Annotated in this window: 16 protein-coding genes and 1 tRNA gene; 10 read left to right on the forward strand and 7 right to left on the reverse strand. The window is 40.1% G+C overall.

Annotated features, from left to right (window positions below; all coding sequences use genetic code 11):
* Positions 1-17: 17 nt before the first annotated feature.
* From selD to T391_RS0100165, 5 genes are all read left to right on the forward strand, one after another.
* A complete protein-coding gene (selD, locus tag T391_RS0100145) occupies positions 18-995 on the forward strand; it encodes a selenide, water dikinase SelD (RefSeq protein ID WP_051420487.1) in 978 nt (325 codons plus the stop codon).
* 65 nt (positions 996-1,060) lie between these two features.
* Positions 1,061-2,077, forward strand: coding sequence for a flagellar basal body P-ring protein FlgI (locus T391_RS0100150; RefSeq protein ID WP_420806124.1), 1,017 nt, complete (start codon positions 1,061-1,063; stop codon positions 2,075-2,077).
* 34 nt (positions 2,078-2,111) lie between these two features.
* On the forward strand, positions 2,112-2,381 hold the full coding sequence (locus T391_RS0100155; protein WP_420806125.1) for a Rod binding protein: 270 nt from the start codon (positions 2,112-2,114) through the stop codon (positions 2,379-2,381).
* Entirely contained in the window at positions 2,381-3,397 is a 1,017-nt protein-coding gene (locus T391_RS0100160) for a sensor histidine kinase (RefSeq protein WP_338041827.1), read from the forward strand. The genes T391_RS0100155 and T391_RS0100160 overlap by 1 nt, the downstream gene beginning before the upstream one ends.
* Before the next feature lie 62 nt (positions 3,398-3,459).
* Positions 3,460-3,894, forward strand: a complete 435-nt coding sequence (locus T391_RS0100165; RefSeq protein WP_027326637.1) for a Dps family protein — start codon at positions 3,460-3,462, stop codon at positions 3,892-3,894.
* Between the two features lie 6 nt (positions 3,895-3,900).
* On the opposite strand, the gene T391_RS0100170 is transcribed toward T391_RS0100165, so the two are convergent.
* Positions 3,901-5,613: an ATP-binding protein gene (locus T391_RS0100170; RefSeq protein ID WP_027326638.1), complete on the reverse strand. Its 1,713-nt coding sequence runs from the start codon at positions 5,611-5,613 to the stop codon at positions 3,901-3,903.
* A 133-nt stretch (positions 5,614-5,746) separates the two neighbouring features.
* A complete protein-coding gene (gene gpmI, locus T391_RS0100175) occupies positions 5,747-7,213 on the reverse strand; it encodes a 2,3-bisphosphoglycerate-independent phosphoglycerate mutase (RefSeq protein ID WP_027326639.1) in 1,467 nt (488 codons plus the stop codon).
* A 256-nt stretch (positions 7,214-7,469) separates the two neighbouring features.
* Here gpmI and mraY point away from each other — a divergent pair, with 256 nt between their 5' ends.
* The 5 genes from mraY (at position 7,470) to T391_RS0100205 (ending at position 11,367) form a co-directional block, all read left to right on the forward strand.
* Complete coding sequence (gene mraY, locus T391_RS0100185; RefSeq protein WP_027326640.1) at positions 7,470-8,528, forward strand: phospho-N-acetylmuramoyl-pentapeptide-transferase; 1,059 nt, start codon at positions 7,470-7,472, stop codon at positions 8,526-8,528.
* Positions 8,525-9,754 carry a UDP-N-acetylmuramoyl-L-alanine--D-glutamate ligase gene (gene murD, locus T391_RS0100190; protein ID WP_027326641.1) on the forward strand — a complete coding sequence of 410 codons (1,230 nt, stop codon included), beginning with the start codon at positions 8,525-8,527 and terminating at the stop codon, positions 9,752-9,754. Before mraY ends, murD begins: the two co-directional genes overlap by 4 nt.
* 26 nt (positions 9,755-9,780) lie before the next feature.
* Positions 9,781-9,856 (forward strand) — tRNA-Phe (locus T391_RS0100195).
* A gap of 57 nt (positions 9,857-9,913) precedes the next feature.
* On the forward strand, positions 9,914-11,053 hold the full coding sequence (locus T391_RS0100200) for a YeiH family protein (RefSeq protein WP_051420488.1): 1,140 nt from the start codon (positions 9,914-9,916) through the stop codon (positions 11,051-11,053).
* Positions 11,047-11,367, forward strand: a complete 321-nt coding sequence (locus tag T391_RS0100205; RefSeq protein ID WP_027326643.1) for a thioredoxin family protein — start codon at positions 11,047-11,049, stop codon at positions 11,365-11,367. Before T391_RS0100200 ends, T391_RS0100205 begins: the two co-directional genes overlap by 7 nt.
* A gap of 25 nt (positions 11,368-11,392) precedes the next feature.
* Here the strand turns inward: T391_RS0100205 and T391_RS0100210 are convergent, their stop codons facing one another.
* Genes T391_RS0100210 through glmU form a run of 5 tightly spaced genes read right to left on the reverse strand, consistent with a single transcriptional unit; the run spans position 11,393 to position 17,189 of the window.
* Positions 11,393-11,881 carry a chemotaxis protein CheW gene (locus tag T391_RS0100210; protein ID WP_027326644.1) on the reverse strand — a complete coding sequence of 163 codons (489 nt, stop codon included), beginning with the start codon at positions 11,879-11,881 and terminating at the stop codon, positions 11,393-11,395.
* Positions 11,882-11,891: 10 nt separating this feature from the next.
* Positions 11,892-14,132, reverse strand: a complete 2,241-nt coding sequence (locus T391_RS0100215; protein ID WP_027326645.1) for a chemotaxis protein CheW — start codon at positions 14,130-14,132, stop codon at positions 11,892-11,894.
* 42 nt (positions 14,133-14,174) lie between these two features.
* Complete coding sequence (locus T391_RS07450; RefSeq protein WP_051420489.1) at positions 14,175-14,888, reverse strand: metallophosphoesterase; 714 nt, start codon at positions 14,886-14,888, stop codon at positions 14,175-14,177.
* Entirely contained in the window at positions 14,878-15,885 is a 1,008-nt protein-coding gene (gene argC, locus T391_RS0100225; RefSeq protein ID WP_027326646.1) for an N-acetyl-gamma-glutamyl-phosphate reductase, read from the reverse strand. Before argC ends, T391_RS07450 begins: the two co-directional genes overlap by 11 nt.
* Positions 15,882-17,189, reverse strand: a complete 1,308-nt coding sequence (gene glmU, locus T391_RS0100230; protein WP_027326647.1) for a bifunctional UDP-N-acetylglucosamine diphosphorylase/glucosamine-1-phosphate N-acetyltransferase GlmU — start codon at positions 17,187-17,189, stop codon at positions 15,882-15,884. Before glmU ends, argC begins: the two co-directional genes overlap by 4 nt.
* Positions 17,190-17,223: the final 34 nt, after the last annotated feature.

Consider the following 17,223-nt stretch of genomic DNA (forward strand, 5'->3'; position numbering starts at 1 on the left):
TAGGTTGAGCTGCCAAAGTGGGTCTGGAAGACCTAGGACAAGTGATGGCAGGATTGCAAACTTATAGAGATGAGAATCTGCTTGTAGGGTATGAGCAAAGCGATGATTGTGGGGTGTATGCTTTAAGTGATGAGCTGGCATTGGTTGAGAGTGTTGATTTTATCACGCCTATTGTGGATGATCCTTATTTGTATGGACAGATTGCTGCAAGCAATGCATTAAGCGATATTTATGCAATGGGTGCGATCCCAAAAACAGCACTCAATCTTTTGATGTGGGATAAGGAACATGTGTCCAAAGAGGTGCTTGAAGAGATTTTAAAAGGAGGGGCTCATAAGCTAAATGAAGCCAAAGTCACGCTTCTTGGAGGGCATAGCGTCATTGATCGTGAGCAAAAATATGGTCTAAGTGTGAGTGGGATTGTCCATCCTAAGCATATTTGGAGAAATTGCACAGCACAAATTGGAGATGCACTTGTTTTGAGCAAACCGATCGGAAGTGGGGTGATTGCCACTGCTTTTAAGAGCGATAAACTTGCTTTGCGTGCCGATCATGAAGCGATTGTGAGTATGTGTCAGCTCAATCAAAAGGCAAGTGAGATTGCTAGAAATTTTAAGATTCATGCCTGTACAGATATCACGGGATTTGGGCTTGTAGGACATTTGCTTGAGATGTGTGGAGAGAGACTTGGAGCAGAAATATTGACTGAGAGAATCCCACTTTTTGAGGGCGTTGAGAAATGGATCATGCAGGGTGTGATTCCCTCTGGAAGTCGTGAGAATTTTCACTTTTTAAATGAAAAAATCCAAACCTCTCTTGAGTTTGATGCATGTATTGCATGTTTTGATTCGCAAACTTCTGGAGGGCTTTTATTTGCTTTGCCCAAATCCCAAGCTCATATGCTTGTAGAACAGCTAAAAATATGTGGCTATGAGCGAAGTGTCGTGATTGGAGAGATGATCCCAAGAGGAGATAAACCCATCACTTTGCTTTGATGGAATCAAAATTGCTTTCTTTAGTCCCAAAAATGCTAGGAGTGCGTATGATGAGAAAGGAATCTCTGAAGGCAATGATCTTGCTTTGTCTATTTTGTGCATCTTTGATGGGTCAAAAGATTGGAGATTTGGCCAATATTGTGGGGGTAAGAGATAATCAGCTGATAGGATATGGGCTTGTTGTAGGACTCAATGGAAGTGGGGACAAATCAGCTTCAAAATTTACAATGCAAAGTATTGCCAATATGCTTGAGAGTGTGAATGTAAAAGTCTCTCCCAATGACATCAAATCCAAAAATATCGCAGCAGTGATGGTGACAGCGACTCTTCCTCCATTTGCCAAACAAGGAGATAAGCTCAATATCACTGTTTCTTCTATCGGAGATGCCAAATCAATAGCTGGTGGGACGCTTTTGCTTACTCCTTTGAGTGCTGTTGATGGCAATATTTATGCACTTGCACAAGGGGCTTTGAGTATCGGTGAGAGTGGTAATGTCTTGGCAGGAAGTGTGCTCAATGGAGCAACAGTTGAGCGCGAGGTGCCCTATGATCTTTACAATAAGACCACAGCCACTTTGAGTCTCAAGGGATCGGATTTTCAAAATGCAATTCGTGTGCAAAAAGTTCTCAATGGTGTATTTGGAGAGGGCATTGCAAAAGCTGTAGATTCACGCACGATCAAACTACAGAAGCCACAAAATTTGAGCATGATTGAGTTTTTGGCTTTGGTGCAAGAGGTTGAGGTGGATTATTCGGTGCGAGATAAGATCGTCGTGGATGAGCGCAGTGGGACGATTATCGCTGGTGTAGGAATCACCATTGAGCCTATTGTTATCACGCATGGAGACATCACAATCAAGATCACACAAAATCCACTCAATGATCCCAAGGCAACTGATATTGGTGATGGAACCAAAATCAGTCCAGCACAAAATATGATTTCTACAAGTGGGAAAAAGCCCACTGTAGCAAGCATTGTGCGAGCATTGCAGAAACTAGGTGCCAATCCAAAGAGCATTATTTCTATTTTGAGCACGATGAAGCAAAGTGGTGCGATCAGTGCTGATCTTGAGATCGTGTGAGGAGATGATGATGAAGATTGATACAAGTGTGGCGATGATGCAAGCAGGGATGCCAAAAATCAGAGCAAAAGAAGATGATGAAGCCAAACTCAAAGAGCAAACAGATGCATTTGAGGCATTGATTGTCAAAACGATGCTTTCAGTAGCGATCAAAAATGAAGATCCTCTCTATCCCAAAGAAGCAGGAAGTGATATTTATCATTCGATGTATTTGGATACTCTCTCTGAGAGTTTGAGTGGAAGCTTTGGATACAGTGAGCTTTTGTTGGGGTATCTCAAAGAGCAGCAAATGGGAAAACGATAGTGCAAAAAATCCTTTCATCTAATTTACTTGATACTTTGACAAGTGATGATAAAGAAGTTTTGCTGACGACTTTGGGGGAGCTGATCGGACAGATTGATGGTGCCCAGCAAGAATTTTCAGCACTCAAGAGTTTATTTGAAGGTGTGCTTGAGATGCTGCCTCAAGCTGTGTGGGTTCTTCAGGAGAATGGAGAGTTTTTTTATTTTAATTCCAAGGCTTATGCGATTTCAAAGATTTTAGAAGAGAATCTACCTCTTGATGATTCGATGGAAGTAGAGTTTGAGGGAAGTTTTTATTTGCTTCAAGGCTCACTTATTGGTGATAAAAGAATCCTTACAGCAACAGATATCACTCATCAAAAAAGACAAGAAAGATTGGTGACCATGGGTCAGATTTCTGCACATCTTGCCCATGAGATCAGAAATCCTGTGGGATCTATTTCTCTTCTAGCTTCCAGCCTTTTAAAGCGTGTGGATGTGGGGAGTAAGGGGATTGTTTATGAGATTAAAAAAGCAATCTGGCGTGTGGAAAATATCATCAAAACAACTCTGATGTTTTCAAAAGGTGTGAGTGCTCAAAGAGATGATTATTTGATGTCTGAGATCAAAGATCAAACTCAGGAGATTCTAAATTATATTTCTTCGAGCAAGCCTTATGCAATTGAGTTTGATGCTCCAGATGAGGCATTTGTGTGGTGTGATTTGAATCTCTTAGTCATTGTGCTACAAAATTTCCTCTCCAATGCAATTGATGCGATTGAGGAAGGAGAATGCGAGGAGGGAAAAATCAAGATTGGTTTTTCTGAGGATGGTGAGTGTTACTTTTTTTCTATCAATGACAATGGAAGACCAATTCAAGATCCAAAGGCTCTATTTGAACCATTTAAAACAACCAAGCTCAAGGGGACTGGCTTAGGATTAACTCTCTCTAGACAAATTATTAGAGCTCATGATGGAGAGATTAGTCTAATGCCTGATTTGAAAACTTTTGTTTTGAGAATTGCAAAGCGTAAATGAAAGATTGGGATTATTGAGTTAGGATAGCTATATCGATAAAAATTATTATTAAGGAGAAACAGATGAAAACAGTTGAGATGTTAAAACAACTTCAAGCAGACAGTATTGTGTTTTTTATGAAGACACATAATTATCACTGGAATGTCAAAGGTGTAAATTTTCCTCAAATTCACTCTACGACTCAGGCTATTTATGAAGAATTTGCAGAAATCTTTGATGATTTGGCAGAGAGAATCATTCAGCTTGGTGGTATCCCTCATGTAACTCTTGCTGATGCACTCAAAGCATCAAAAATCGCTGAAGAGAGCAAGCAGAGTTTTTGTGCTAGTGATGTGCTTGAGGGTGTATTAAAAGATTATGAGTATTTTGAAGCATCCTTTAGAGAGCTCTCTAAACTTGCGGGAGAAGAGGGAGATAATGTCACTGCTGGATTTGCTGATGAAAAGACAGGATCTCTCCAAAAAGGTATCTGGATGCTTAAGGCTCAAAAAGCCTAATCCCCTTTAGGGGATAAACCCTACATTTTTTTCTCCATCAAAATTGCTATCTTTTTCTTTCTGGATTTCTTCAAGAAAATCATCAATCAAAAAAGTAGGATTCTCGCGTGTAGCGACTTTGTAGGCTGTATTTTTGATCACTAGAGCAATTTGCCCTCCACTCAAATCATATTGGGATAATTCTGCAAGCATCTGGTCTTGAGGGATGGAAAAGTTTGCATTTTTGGGGAGATGAAGATCCCAGATTGCTAGTCTTTGTTCTTGGGTTGGGCGTTTGAATTCGATTTTGTAATTAAATCGTCTCGAAAAAGCAGGATCAAGAGTTTCCAAAAGATTAGTTGTTGCAATCAAGATTCCTTCAAATTTTTCGATTTGTTCTAAAAAAATATTTTGCATTTGGTTGTGCATTTTTTCCGCACCTCCTCCACCTGTGGTGCGTGTACTCAAAAATTGATCTGCCTCATTGAGCAAAAGGATAGGTTCATTTTTGCTTTTTTGCGCAATCTCTTTGTAAGAATCAAAAATCTTGCGTACATTTTTTTCACTCTCTCCTACATACATAGAGAGAATCTTGGAGCAATCAAGGTGCAAAAGAGGTTTTTTAAGACTTTTTGCTAGAGCAAGAGCTGTTAGAGTTTTGCCAGTCCCAGCACTGCCATAAAAAATAATTTTTGCTTCAAGTGTTTTTTTGTCCTTGATTCCCCAAGACTTAAGACGAGAAGCCACTTTTGGATCCATCTGTTTGAGCAGATGTTCTAGGGTCTGGCGCACATCTTTGGGGAGAATGATTTCTGAGAGATTTTTTTTGGGTTCAAGCAGCTCAAATATTTCTTGTTCTTGAATGAGGTTTGAGAGAATGGCTTTGGCTTTGGCTTTATGCTTGGTGGGATGGATGATTTTTTGGAGGATATCTTCTGTGATGAAATAAGTTCGATTGATGCCACCAAATGGGCTTAGATATTCATCATAATCAATAAGATTTTTTTCAAGTAAAGCTCCTTTTTCATCAAGTAGCGAGCGATTCTTGATGCGATCATATTCATTTTGACTGATGAGTTCGATGAGTGCATTCATCTCTCTAAGATTGCTTTCTCCCCCATAATATTCTTCACGCAATAGGGCAAAAAAGATGATTTGCTCCTTGGATGTGAGCTCAGCTTCTTTGATCATCGCGATAATGTCAAAGTTGTGTTGGGTGAGTGCAAGCCGCTGAGTGATTTGCTGCTCGAGCATATTGAGGCGATATGCGGTTCGTGAAAATGATGGAGAATCAGCTTTGTATGAAAACTTAAGATTGGCAAGTTGCACGAGCAGATCAATCCTTAGAAATTGATCCTTGAGATATTCAAGATGATCTTCATAGGGCTTGTTTTCTGGGGGATTGATTTCTAAGTGCCCATCCTCTAAAAGCTTGAGAAAGCTGTGGCTAAGATAGATGGTGTCTCCTAAGAGCTCAAGTAATGCCCTAGAAGATGGAGAGGATTGGGTGATCCAGCCAAGCTCAAGGAGAGATCGAATGTGTGGTAGATAAAGTAGGATTTGTTTTTTATCTTCGCCTAGCAGAGATTCTAATAGGGCTAGGGTGTTGAACTCATTTTCTCCTTCTAGGAGTGCTTTGGCCATATGTTGAAGAATCTTGGCTTGCTCATCTGTGCATTTGAGGAGAGCAAAAATTGTGCTTTGGGATGGGGAGTGGATGAAATCAAAAAAATACTGCATCTTTTCTCTCTGATGATGGGATTAGAGGGGGGTATTGTAGCGGCTTTGTGCAAAAGGTATTTTAGAATTGTTTTTTGTTTTCTAGCTCAAATGTCTGAGAGTGATTTGAGCTAGAGAGATAAATGGATTAGGGTTAGAAGAGGGGATCATGCATACATTCAGGAATAGGAAGATTCATAAGTTTGAGTATGCTTGGGGCAATATTGGCTAAAGTCCCTTCTTTGATAGAAAGAACACCAGAATTAAAGACAAAGCACCAAACATCGCCAACTGTGTGATTGGTCAGTGTGTTGCCATCAGGATCTTTCATCTCTTCACAATTTCCATGATCACTGACAAGGATAAGGGCATAATCTAGCTCTTGAGCAAGCTTGAGAAGTCTTCCAAGCTCATAATCTACAGCTTCTACAGCTTTGATGCCTGCTTCAAATACTCCAGTATGTCCGACCATATCTCCATTGGCGAAATTCACAACAATAAAATCAAATCCATCACGCATACACTGAAGGGTTTGATCTCCGACTTCATGAGCACTCATCTCAGGACAAAGATCATAAGTGGCTACCTTTGGACTTGGGATCAAGAATCTCTCTTCGCCCTCATAAGCTGCCTCAATCCCTCCATTGAAAAAGAAAGTCACATGTGCATATTTTTCTGTCTCAGCAATATGGGCTTGTCTGAGATGATGAGCAGAAAGGATAGAGGCTAGACTTTGAGATGGAATCTCTTTGGTAAGTAGAGAGGGGAGTGGAAAGTTTTCATCATAGAGATTGGCACATAGACAATAGAGATTCTTAAAGGCAAGATGCTCAAAGTGAGGAAATTCTTGAGAGGCAATGGCTTTGGTGAGTTGTCTCATGCGATCTGATCTGAAATTAAGAAATAAGATACCCTCACCCTCTAAAACCCCAGAATATCCTTGAAATGCCACAGGTTCCAAAAACTCATCAAAAATACCATTTTGATAACTTTGGCTGATGTAATCTTGGGGAGAGAGTGATGTGGTCGGATAAGCAGAGATGATCGCATCATAGGCAAGCTTGGTTCTCTCCCATCTTCGATCTCGATCCATCGCATAATATCTTCCGCTTAATGTGGCGATTTGGATGCGTTGATTGAGATATGGGGTGAGAAGATCAAGATAGGTTTGAATGCTTTGAGGTGAGACATCTCTGCCATCTCCGATGAGATGAAGGGCGACTTCTTGATGATTGAGTTCATGAAGTGTTTCGATAAGGTGTGAGATGTGAGAATGTACTCCTCCATCGCTTAAAAGAATGATGATATGAATCTTATTGCGCTGACTTAGAGTTTGAAAGACTTGTGATTGAAATAAGGTTTTGTTTTGTAATCCTTGAGAGAGTTTGAGCAGATCCTGATAAAGAACCCTACCAAGTCCAAGGGTTGTATGTCCTACCTCAGAGTTTCCCATTTGACCTTCTGGAAGCCCAACTGATTCTCCAAAGGTGCGAATCAGGGCATGAGGAGTATTTTGAAATAACCAATCATAGGTTGGTGTTTTGGCGTGATAAAAAGCATTGTATTCTTGACGCTCTGAGTGTCCGATACCATCGGTGATGACTAAAAGTGTTTTTTTCATTTATAACTCTTTAAAGTGGAATTTTGATTCTTTATTTTAGTGTTCCAAAATGATTTTTAAGCCGAGAGTCTAGGGTTTTGAAGATATTTTGGCTGGATTGTTTTGAATTTTTGAAAAAAATAAACAAAAATTTTGATTTCTGTGATAGAATTCCCTCCTCTTAAGTTTGAAAGAGGGATTTTTGTAGGGGCTCCAGGTTCCCCCACCCCCTATCCTGGAGCCCCTAGAAGAATCCCCTGTCTTTCCAAAGGTTTTGATGCTTTACTTTCTTTACTCTCATTTCAATATCAATATTTTCCAATACATTACTTTCAGAGCTGGTGTTAGTTTTTTCATCGCTTTTCTTTTGAGCGTATTTTTGATGCCTTGGTTTATCAGATGGGCTAAAGCCAAGAAGGCCAATCAGCCTATCTCTACCTATGTGCCCACCCATGAGGGCAAAAAAGATACCCCCACAATGGGCGGAATTGTTTTTGTATCTAGCACACTGTTTGCAAGTTTTTTGTGCATTGATTTGAGTAATCTTTATGCGCTTTTTGGTCTCTTGGCATTGGGTTTGTTCTGCTTTGTTGGTGCGCGAGATGACTTTATGAAGATTTCTGCTAAAAGCAATGCTGGGATGAGCGCAAGGATGAAGTTTCTACTCCTTGGAGTATTTGCTTTGATGATTTCTTATGCACTTGTTTCACTTGGTCATCAGGGGAAATTTTATCTTCCATTTATTAAAGAACCTTTGTTTGATATGGGTGCAGTCCTCTCGATTGTGTTTTGGAGTCTTGTGTTTTTAGCTACTTCAAATGCTGTGAATATCACAGATGGACTTGATGGATTGGCGACTGTGCCAAGTATTAGTGCATTGATTTCATTATCAATTTTTGTTTATATTGGAGGGCATGCTGCTCTCTCACAATACTTGCTGTGGCCCAAAGTTAGTCATAGTGGTGAGCTTGTGATTGTTTCTGTAGCACTTATTGGGGCGCTTTTTGGCTTTCTTTGGTATAACTGCCATCCAGCACAAGTGTTTATGGGGGATAGCGGGAGCTTGGCGCTTGGATCATTTATCGCCTATATGGCGATTGTGTCCAACAATGAAGTGCTTTTATTTTTGATTGGATCTGTTTTTGTTTGGGAAACGATTTCTGTAATTATACAGGTTGGAAGTTATAAGATCAGAAAAAAGAAAATCTTTTTGATGGCACCCATTCATCATCACTATGAGATGAAAGGATGGGCTGAGAATAAAATCATTATCCGCTTCTGGATTATTGCGATATTGAGTAATCTAATCGCTCTTTTGAGTCTTAAGATCAGATGATTGCTCTCCTTGGTTATGGCAAAACAAATCAAGCTCTTTTAAAACTTCTTAATGAACAAAAAACGCAGTGTATCGTGCTTGATGATTGCATTGTGGAGGAGAAGAAGGATGAGAGGGGGAATGTATTTTTGCCAAGTGTCCAACGCTCTAAAATCTCTCCATCTCTTGAGATTCCCTCTCCTGGTATCCCACCTTCTCATCCGATGATTTTGGATTCTCAAAATTTGGTGAGTGAGTATGACTTTTTGCTCAAAGATCAGAAGCAAATCTGGATTAGTGGAACAAATGGCAAAACGACAACAACTGAGATGCTTGAGTGGATTTTGAGGGATTTTGGAGGGGCAAGTGGAGGAAATATCGGGACTCCTCTTGCTTCTTTGGTCGCTCAAGAGCCAAAAATTTGGATTTTGGAGACAAGTTCTTTTAGTTTGCATTATACACACTCTGTTTTTCCCAATGTCTATCTTCTATTGCCTGTGCGAGAAGATCATATCTCTTGGCATGGTAGTTTTGAGGCATATCAAAAGGCCAAACTTAGTCCGCTTGTGCGTATGTCATCAGCTTGCACAGCCTTGATCCCACGAGAGTTTGAAACATATGATGAGGTTCTCCAATCCCAAGCCAAGATCATCACCTATGAGTCAAGTCTTGATTTGGCGAGAGCATTTGGTTTTGAATTATCCAAGATTTCATTGAGTGAGCCTTTTTTGCTCGATGCTTTGCTTGCGCTATGTGGTGCTAAGGTGCTTGTGGGACGAGATTTGAGCGAGAAGCTTGCAGATTACAGAATCGGTGCTCATAAAATCGAGGAATTTTATGATCAAGGTGGGCGACTTTGGGTTGATGATTCTAAGGGAACCAATGTGGATGCGACGATTTGGGCTTTGAGGGCTTATAGAGAGAAGAAAATCTATCTGATTTTGGGAGGGGATGATAAGGGGGCAGATCTTCATCCTCTCTTTGAAGAATTGATAAATTATGATGTTGAGATTTTTGGAATCGGAAGCAATGTGTCCAAGCTACAAAAGCTCTCGGTAGATTTTGAGATCCCCTTTCATCCATGCTTTCAGCTTGAGTGTGCGGTGCAAGAGATTTCATTGAGACATTCTTTGGAAAGTGTGGCTTTGCTCTCTCCTGCCGCAGCAAGTCTTGATCAATTTTCATCTTACAAAGAGCGAGGAGAGTTATTTCAGAAAATGGCACAAGTTTTGGGAAAAAGCTTATAAAATTTGATACAATTTCATCTTCATTTGGCTTGATAGCTCAGTCGGTAGAGCAGAAGACTGAAAATCTTCGTGTCGGTGGTTCGATTCCGCCTCAAGCCACCACTTCTATTATCTCCGCGTCTTACCCAATCATCATTTACTTTAATTGAGGAAATAAACATGAAACATCATACACATCAAAAAACGGGATTTTTTAGACATTGGTCCAACATCATTTCATCTAATTTTAGAGGATTGGTCTTTGTAGGTGCCATTGTTTTGCTTTCGATTTTGCTTGCTGGCAATCAAGCTATCCATGATAGTACGCATTTGGCTGCGACAGCCTTTGCGATTCTCATCGGTGCTTTTTTGTCTCCCATTTTTTTCAAATATCAGCATACTCTTCAGGCTGGAGTGCATTTTAGTGCCAAGAAGCTCCTGCGTCTTGGGATTATCTTATATGGATTCAATGTGACTTTGACTGAGCTTGCTGGGGTGGGGATTTGGGGGGTTTTGATTTCACTTATTGTGATTGTTGTAATCTTTAGTCTTGCTGTATTTGCTGGTCCCAGACTCTTTGGATTGGATAAAGAAACTTCGATGCTCGTGGGAGCTGGAAGTGCGATTTGTGGTGCTGCTGCTGTTTTGGCATTGGAATCAAGTCTAAAATCAGATTCTTTTAAGGGCGTTGTTGCTGTTGGAAGTGTTGTGATCTTTGGACTAATCCTAATGTTTCTTTTTCCTATCCTTTATGCTATGGGTTTGATTCCCGCTCTAGATGCAAATGGAATGGGCGTGATGATGGGGGCTGTGCTTCATGAGGTCGCAAATGTCGCTGGTGCGGCAGAAATGGCTAAAGATATGGCGAATGGTGAGTTTTCTCAAAGTGCGGCAAATATTGCAATTATTATCAAAATGACACGCGTGATTTTGCTTGTCCCTTTTTTGCTCATTGTGACTTATTTGTTTGTCAAAGATCAAGCTCACAAACCACATGAGTATGGAAAAACACAGAAGACCATTCAAATCCCTTGGTTTGCTTTTGCATTTCTTGGAATGATTGTCATCAATACCTATTTGAGCCAAGTTTCAGAACAGAGTTTATTTGGGGCATTGACTTTTGGGGATCTGATTGCTTATGGGAAGTTTTTGTGCATGCTTTGTATTGTTTTTGCGATGGCTGCCCTTGGCCTTCAGATTGATTTCAAAAAATTTATCAAGTCTGGAGGGAAAGCATTTGGATTGGCTCTCTTATTGTGTATAGTTCTAGTCTTTGGGGGATATCTGCTAACTTTGGCTTTTAAAGGAGTTTTATGGTAGAGATGATTGATGCATTGCGCTATCAAGAGGTGAGCAAGAGTGAAAATTGCTTGATTGTTTTTGGTGCGAGCTGGTGTCGTGATTGCGTGCGTGTTGAGCCATTTTTGAAAGAATTGAGTGAAGAAATGGATGGAGTGCTTAAGATCTACAAGGTAGATTCTAGTATAGAGGAAGAATTGAGTGCAGCGCTCAATATTCGCTCGATCCCTACATTGATTTTTTATCGTGATGGTCTTGAGGTTGGCACAAGAATCATAGAACCAAAGACAAAGCAAATCATTGCTGATGAAATTGATAAAAATTTCAAAAGCTAAGCTTTAAAATAGGGGGAGGGGGAGACTAAAAGTCTCTTTTGAGTAATTCCTCTGCTTTTAAAATCGTGATCAATCGATCTTTGTATTTTCCGATTCCATAAATCATCGGATCATCGCCCTGAGTGATACCATAATCAATCTCATCATCTTTGAGATGAATGGCTTCTGTAAGCTTGTCAATCAAAAAGCCAATGGTTTGCTCCTGATGCTTGATCACCAAAATACGCATATCTTCATCAAGGCTTTTTTGTTCCAATCCAAATTTTTGACCCAGATCAATGAGAGGGAGAATATTGCCCCTTAGATTAAAAACACCCAAAACATAGCGAGGCACAAAAGGAATGCGTGTGTATTCTAATGGCTTGACGATTTCTTGGATATTGAGAATGGGGATTGCAAATTCTTCATGTCCTATGATAAATCCAATGACCTGTAGGGTTTGATTTTGGATTTCTTTTTGAGATTGGCGTTGGGTTTGTTGATGAAAAATTTCTTGCATTGTTTTTTGATTCATATTGATCTCCTCACTGATCTAGCTCAAGGCTTTTGCAAACAACTTTAAGTAGAAATTCTTTGGAATAGGGCTTGGTGATGTATTCAGTCATTCCAGATTCTGCACCTTTGATACGGCTATGGCGTGAGTTTAGATTTGTGATGGCAATCAATGGCGTGTGTCTAAAGCGATTGATTTTTCTGATTTGGTTGGCAAGGGTGTAGCCATCCATATTGGGCATCTCAATATCAATCAAAATCGCATCAAAATGACTTTGATTCTTTTTGAGTATTTGAAGTGCTTCCAGCCCATCGCTAGCTTCATGGATAGAGATCCCAATAGCTTTGAGAGTATCTCTTGCAATATGGCGATAAGTCACGCTGTCATCTACAATCAAAATCTTAAAATCACTTGGCTTTTTTTGCAAAAGTTCTTGTTGTTTGATTTCAATTTTTTTGTAGAGATTGATTTTTGTATCTCGCCCCATTTGCATGATTGCCACTACATCAACAATCAAAGTAATCTTTCCATCACCACGCACAGTTGCTCCAGCAATCCCTTGGATATTTTTGAGATATTCTCCCAAGGATTTAATCACGACTTCTTCTTGTCCTATGAGATGATCGACGATGATTCCCATCTTTTGGTTGGCTAGGCCGATGATGACGACATAGAATTCCCTTGCTCTTCCAAAATCATTTTCAATCTGAAAGAGATCTGCCATATGCACCAGCGGGAGAACTTCATTTCTAAGCTTTAAAACGCTTTTGCCATCGATGGTATAAATCTCTACTTGAGAAATTTTGATGGTTTCAAGAACAGAAGAAAGTGGGATGGCATAAAATTCATCTTGAAGACTGATGATGAGAGCTTGAATGATGGCTAGTGTGAGAGGGATTTTGAGCTTGAGTGTCGTGCCAAGTTTGGGTTTTGATTCGATATCGATGATTCCATTGAGTTTTTCGATGTTGGATTTGACGACATCCATTCCTACTCCTCGCCCAGAGATATTGGTCAGAGTAGATGCTGTAGAGAAGCCTGCTTTGAAAATCAGTGAGAAGGCATCCTGATCTGTCATATTGGCTGCATCGTGTTTGTTAATCAAATCTTTTTCAAGAGCTTTGGATTTGAGTATTTCAGGATCTAGTCCTTTTCCATCATCTTGAATTTCAATGACGATATGATTACCTTCGTTGTAGGCTTTGAGTTGAATCTTGCCCATCTCGCTTTTGCCATTTTGCAATCGTTCTTTGGGGGGTTCGATGCCATGATCACAAGAGTTTCTGATGATATGCACCAAGGGATCCCCAATCTCTTCAATGATGGATTTATCAAGCTCTGTTTCTTCTCCACTTATGACCAATTCAATCTGTTTGTTGAGTTCTCGTGCCAAATCCCTCACCATACGGGGAAATTTGCTAAATACTTTGACAATGGGAAGCATTCTTGTCTTCATCACAGCAAGTTGAAGATCTGTGGTGACTGTGGAGATGGAGCTTACGATTTGATTGAGTTCATCACTCAGTGTTGCATTATTGCGCCTATCATTGATATCGCCATGGATTCTCAAAAGGCGATTTTTGCTTAGCACAAGCTCTCCAATTAGATTCATGAGGTGATCTAATCTCTTGACATCAACGCGCACAGTTTGCTCAATCATAGTGCTTGGCATTTTGTCATCTGATTGTTCTATGTGAGGTGTTGTGGTTGGGGGTTGTTGGATTTTTTGTTTGTTTTGGCGCTTTTGACGATCCAGCTCTTGACGCTCTTTAAGTAGTCGCTCTATCTCTGCTTCAACTTCTTCTTCAGATAGATGAGAATAGTCTTCTTCCTCTGCTTGGATTGATTGTGGGATTTCTTGAGTGAGATTTATTTCTTGGATAGATTGATTAGAGATGGCTTGAAGTTTTGTGATGATGGGCTGGATATCAGAGCTGTGATTGTCTTTGCCGCTTTGTTTGATCTCTTCAAGAAGCATTTTCATACAATCAGTGGATTCCAAGATAATATCCATCACTTGATGGGTGATGGCCAGATCTCCTTTTCTGGCTTGATTGAGGACATCCTCCATATTGTGTGTGAGGCGTGTAAGAAATTCAAATCCCAAAAAGGAACTTGAGCCTTTGATTGTATGTGCGATTCTAAAAATACGATTGAGGAGTTCTAAATCTCTTGGATGTGCTTCTAGTTCGATGAGATCTTGATCAAGCTGTTCAACTAGCTCAAAACTTTCAACTAAAAAATCTTCAAGAATTTCTTGCATTTCATCCATAGACTGACCTCTGATCATTGTAGTTTTTGGGTAATTATAGATTTATTTCAAAACTGTTTGGATTTCAATTCCCTTGGGTTCAAAATAGAAGGAGGGAAGGGAGATGTATTGGATTCCATAGAGTTCAAGTTTTTTACCTATATGAAAGTGTCCTTCTATGATGCCATCAAAGGGGGTCGGGCTATATTCTTTGTAGGCTTCAATACGGCTTGATGCAAATTCAAAAAAATGAAAAGGATGCTGTTTGATGGGTTTGTTGGTAAGTTTGCTCTCAATTTCAAGATAAATCTCTCCAGCACTTAAATAATCGATGACTTGCAATAGTTTTGGAATATTTGTGAGAGTTTTGATATAGAGCTCGTATTTGGATGAGAGGAAGAGATCTCCATGTGCAAGGAGATAGGATTTGTTTTGATAGGCGCAAAGAGTGGGCTGCTTTGTGCGTGGGATAAATATAGTTTGTTTGAGAAGTTTGGTTTGCTTGATGTGATGGAGGAAAAAGTCATGATTTCCCTCAAACCAAATGATTTGCACGCCTTTTGTTTCAAGTCGATTTAGGGCTGTGAGGAGAGATAGGTTACTTTTGATGCTACTTTTGAGATTGCCCAAAAGAACTTGAGCGATATCTCCCATAAGAATAAGTTGGCTTGGAGGGGAATCTAAAAGTAGGTCTAAATAATCCAAAATTCCTCTAGCTTTTGCACTAAAGTGAGAATCGGCAATCAAAATCGCATCAGGATTGAGATCAAGGGACATAGGCAATCTTTGGGATTCCAAGTTCTTGAGGGAGATCAAACATGAGATTGGCATTGACTAGGGCTTGGGAGCTTGCACCTCTTAAGAGATTGTCAATGCTACTACTGATAAATAAATCTCTTCCCAAAACCTTGGCAAAAATATCACAAAAATGTGTGCCACTGACATATTTGACTTCTGGTGGCGTGGATCGAATACGGATAAAAGGGTGAGAATCATAGGCTTGTGTGAGGACTTCTATGGGATCAAGTGGAGCTTTGAGTTTAGCATAGATACTCACGAGCATCCCGCGAGTGAAAGGGCAAAGATGGGGGACAAAATTGACTTGCAGAGAATGATTGCCAAAGTGCTGAATCTTTTCTTCTATTTCAATTTGATGGCGATGATTGAGTGGAGAGTAGGCAAAAAGATTTTCATTGATTCTGCTGTAATGGCTTGTTGGGCTTGGATTTTTGCCCGCACCGCTCACTCCACTTTTGGCATCTACAAAAATGCTTTCTCCATCGATTTTTGAGATAAAAGGCAGGATTCCCAAAAGTGTGGCTGTGGGATAACATCCAGGATTGGCAACCAAAGAGGCTTGTTTGATTTGCTGGACATTCCACTCAGGAAGTCCATAGATAGCATGTGCTAGATTTTTGGGATCAAGATGGGGGCAGTAATTGGTCTCATAGTTTTCCAAACTCAAACGGTAATCAGCAGATAGATCAACAACCTTTACTCCAAGTTCAAGGAGTTTTTGGGCATATTCCATGGCACTTTTGTGAGGTAGTGCCAAAAATACAAGCTTGCATCTGGATGCAATGCTTTTACAATCGCTTTCTTGAACTTCTTGAGAAAAAACACCCAAAAGCGAGGGATGGATAGAGTGAATCTCTTCTTCTGAAGATCCTCCAAGATAGGCGATTTCAAAGATGGGATGAGAGAGTAAGAGCTTGATAAGCTCCAAACCCGTGTATCCACTGACTCCAATGATTCCAACAGGAATTTTGTTCATTTTTTCTCCTTAAAAAACATAAAAAATCCATCTGCGATATTTTTTTGATCACTTCTTGAGATGACTAGATCTCCTTCTTTAGAGTCTTTTCTCACTGTGCTTCCTGCCCCAATGAGCGTGTGATCAGCAAGTTTGAGTGGAGCGATGAGCTGACAATCAGAGCCTACAAATACATTTTTGCCAATGAGTGTTTTGTGCTTAGTCTTGCCATCATAATTGCAAGTGATGACTCCAGCACCAATATTGCTTCCTTCACCAATTTCACTATCTCCAAGGTAGCTCAAATGCCCTGCTTTTATACCACTAAGATGGGAATTTTTGACTTCTACAAAGTTGCCAATATGGGAATTTTCTATTCTGCACTTTGGGCGGATATGTGCCATGGGTCCAATATCGCTTGAGATGATTTGAGAATCTCTGATGACACTATGAGCTTTGATGTGAGAATTTTGAATCAAAGTTTTACCCAAAAGTTGCACACCTTGCTCGATTTCACACTCTCCCTCAAATCTCACGCTTTTTTCAAGATAGATTGTGTGAGGTAAGTGCATAATCACCCCATCTTTCATGGCTTTTTTTCTTAAGCGATTAAGCATAATCTCTTGGGCTTGAGCAAGTTGAGATTTGTCATTGATTCCACTAAACTCTTCTTCGCTCACATCAATGCTTGAGATGGAGATCTCATCTTGTGAGGCAAATTTAATCACATCGGTAAGATAGTATTCTTTTTGGGCATTTTGATTGCTGAGTTTGGGAAGATAGGATTCTAAAACATCACGATCAAAGCAATATATGCCAGAATTGATTGTGCAGACTTCTTTCTCATCTTGGGTGGCATCTTTTTCTTCTATGATTTTTTGCACCCTTCCTTCCTTGAGGATCACGCGTCCATAGCCAAAGGGGTTTGAGCTGTGAATCACACCCATGCTAATGGGTGAGTTGGAGAAAAAAGGCGTAAGTGAGGAGGGAGTGATCAGTGGCATATCTCCATTTAGAATAAGAAGCTTGGGGTATTTTGTTGAAAGAAGTTTTTTATCTTGAAGAAGTGCCCCTCCTGTGCCAGGAAAATTGGCATGATCTTGGATGTGAAATGAGAGTGTGCTAGGGAAACGCTGCTCACAGACCTGTCGAATCTTATCAGCCTGATGATAGAGGATGATATGCACATCATCGCTAAGCTCCAATGCACACTCAATGCTATAAAACAATAACTCTTCACCACAAATTTTGTGAAGTACCTTGGGTGTATCAGATTTCATTCTAGTGCCACTTCCGGCAGCTAGGATAACTACTGAGAGATTCATATCATTCCTTAAGCGATGATTTCATTATAAAAGA

Origin of the sequence: Helicobacter pametensis ATCC 51478, assembly GCF_000518225.1 — a bacterium.
In the GTDB taxonomy this organism is placed as follows: domain Bacteria; phylum Campylobacterota; class Campylobacteria; order Campylobacterales; family Helicobacteraceae; genus Helicobacter_G; species Helicobacter_G pametensis.

Excerpts from the sequence above, each read along its gene's own strand:
- T391_RS0100215 (WP_027326645.1), bottom strand. The coding sequence starts at position 14,132 with ATGGATGAAATGCAAGAAATTCTTGAAGATTTTTTAGTTGAAAGTTTT.
- T391_RS0100210 (WP_027326644.1), bottom strand. The coding sequence starts at position 11,881 with ATGAATCAAAAAACAATGCAAGAAATTTTTCATCAACAAACCCAACGC.
- T391_RS07450 (WP_051420489.1), bottom strand. The coding sequence starts at position 14,888 with ATGTCCCTTGATCTCAATCCTGATGCGATTTTGATTGCCGATTCTCAC.
- mraY (WP_027326640.1), top strand. The coding sequence starts at position 7,470 with ATGCTTTACTTTCTTTACTCTCATTTCAATATCAATATTTTCCAATAC.
- T391_RS0100200 (WP_051420488.1), top strand. The coding sequence starts at position 9,914 with ATGAAACATCATACACATCAAAAAACGGGATTTTTTAGACATTGGTCC.
- gpmI (WP_027326639.1), bottom strand. The coding sequence starts at position 7,213 with ATGAAAAAAACACTTTTAGTCATCACCGATGGTATCGGACACTCAGAG.
- T391_RS0100165 (WP_027326637.1), top strand. The coding sequence starts at position 3,460 with ATGAAAACAGTTGAGATGTTAAAACAACTTCAAGCAGACAGTATTGTG.
- T391_RS0100205 (WP_027326643.1), top strand. The coding sequence starts at position 11,047 with ATGGTAGAGATGATTGATGCATTGCGCTATCAAGAGGTGAGCAAGAGT.
- murD (WP_027326641.1), top strand. The coding sequence starts at position 8,525 with ATGATTGCTCTCCTTGGTTATGGCAAAACAAATCAAGCTCTTTTAAAA.
- glmU (WP_027326647.1), bottom strand. The coding sequence starts at position 17,189 with ATGAATCTCTCAGTAGTTATCCTAGCTGCCGGAAGTGGCACTAGAATG.
- T391_RS0100155 (WP_420806125.1), top strand. The coding sequence starts at position 2,112 with ATGATGCAAGCAGGGATGCCAAAAATCAGAGCAAAAGAAGATGATGAA.
- argC (WP_027326646.1), bottom strand. The coding sequence starts at position 15,885 with ATGAACAAAATTCCTGTTGGAATCATTGGAGTCAGTGGATACACGGGT.
- T391_RS0100170 (WP_027326638.1), bottom strand. The coding sequence starts at position 5,613 with ATGCAGTATTTTTTTGATTTCATCCACTCCCCATCCCAAAGCACAATT.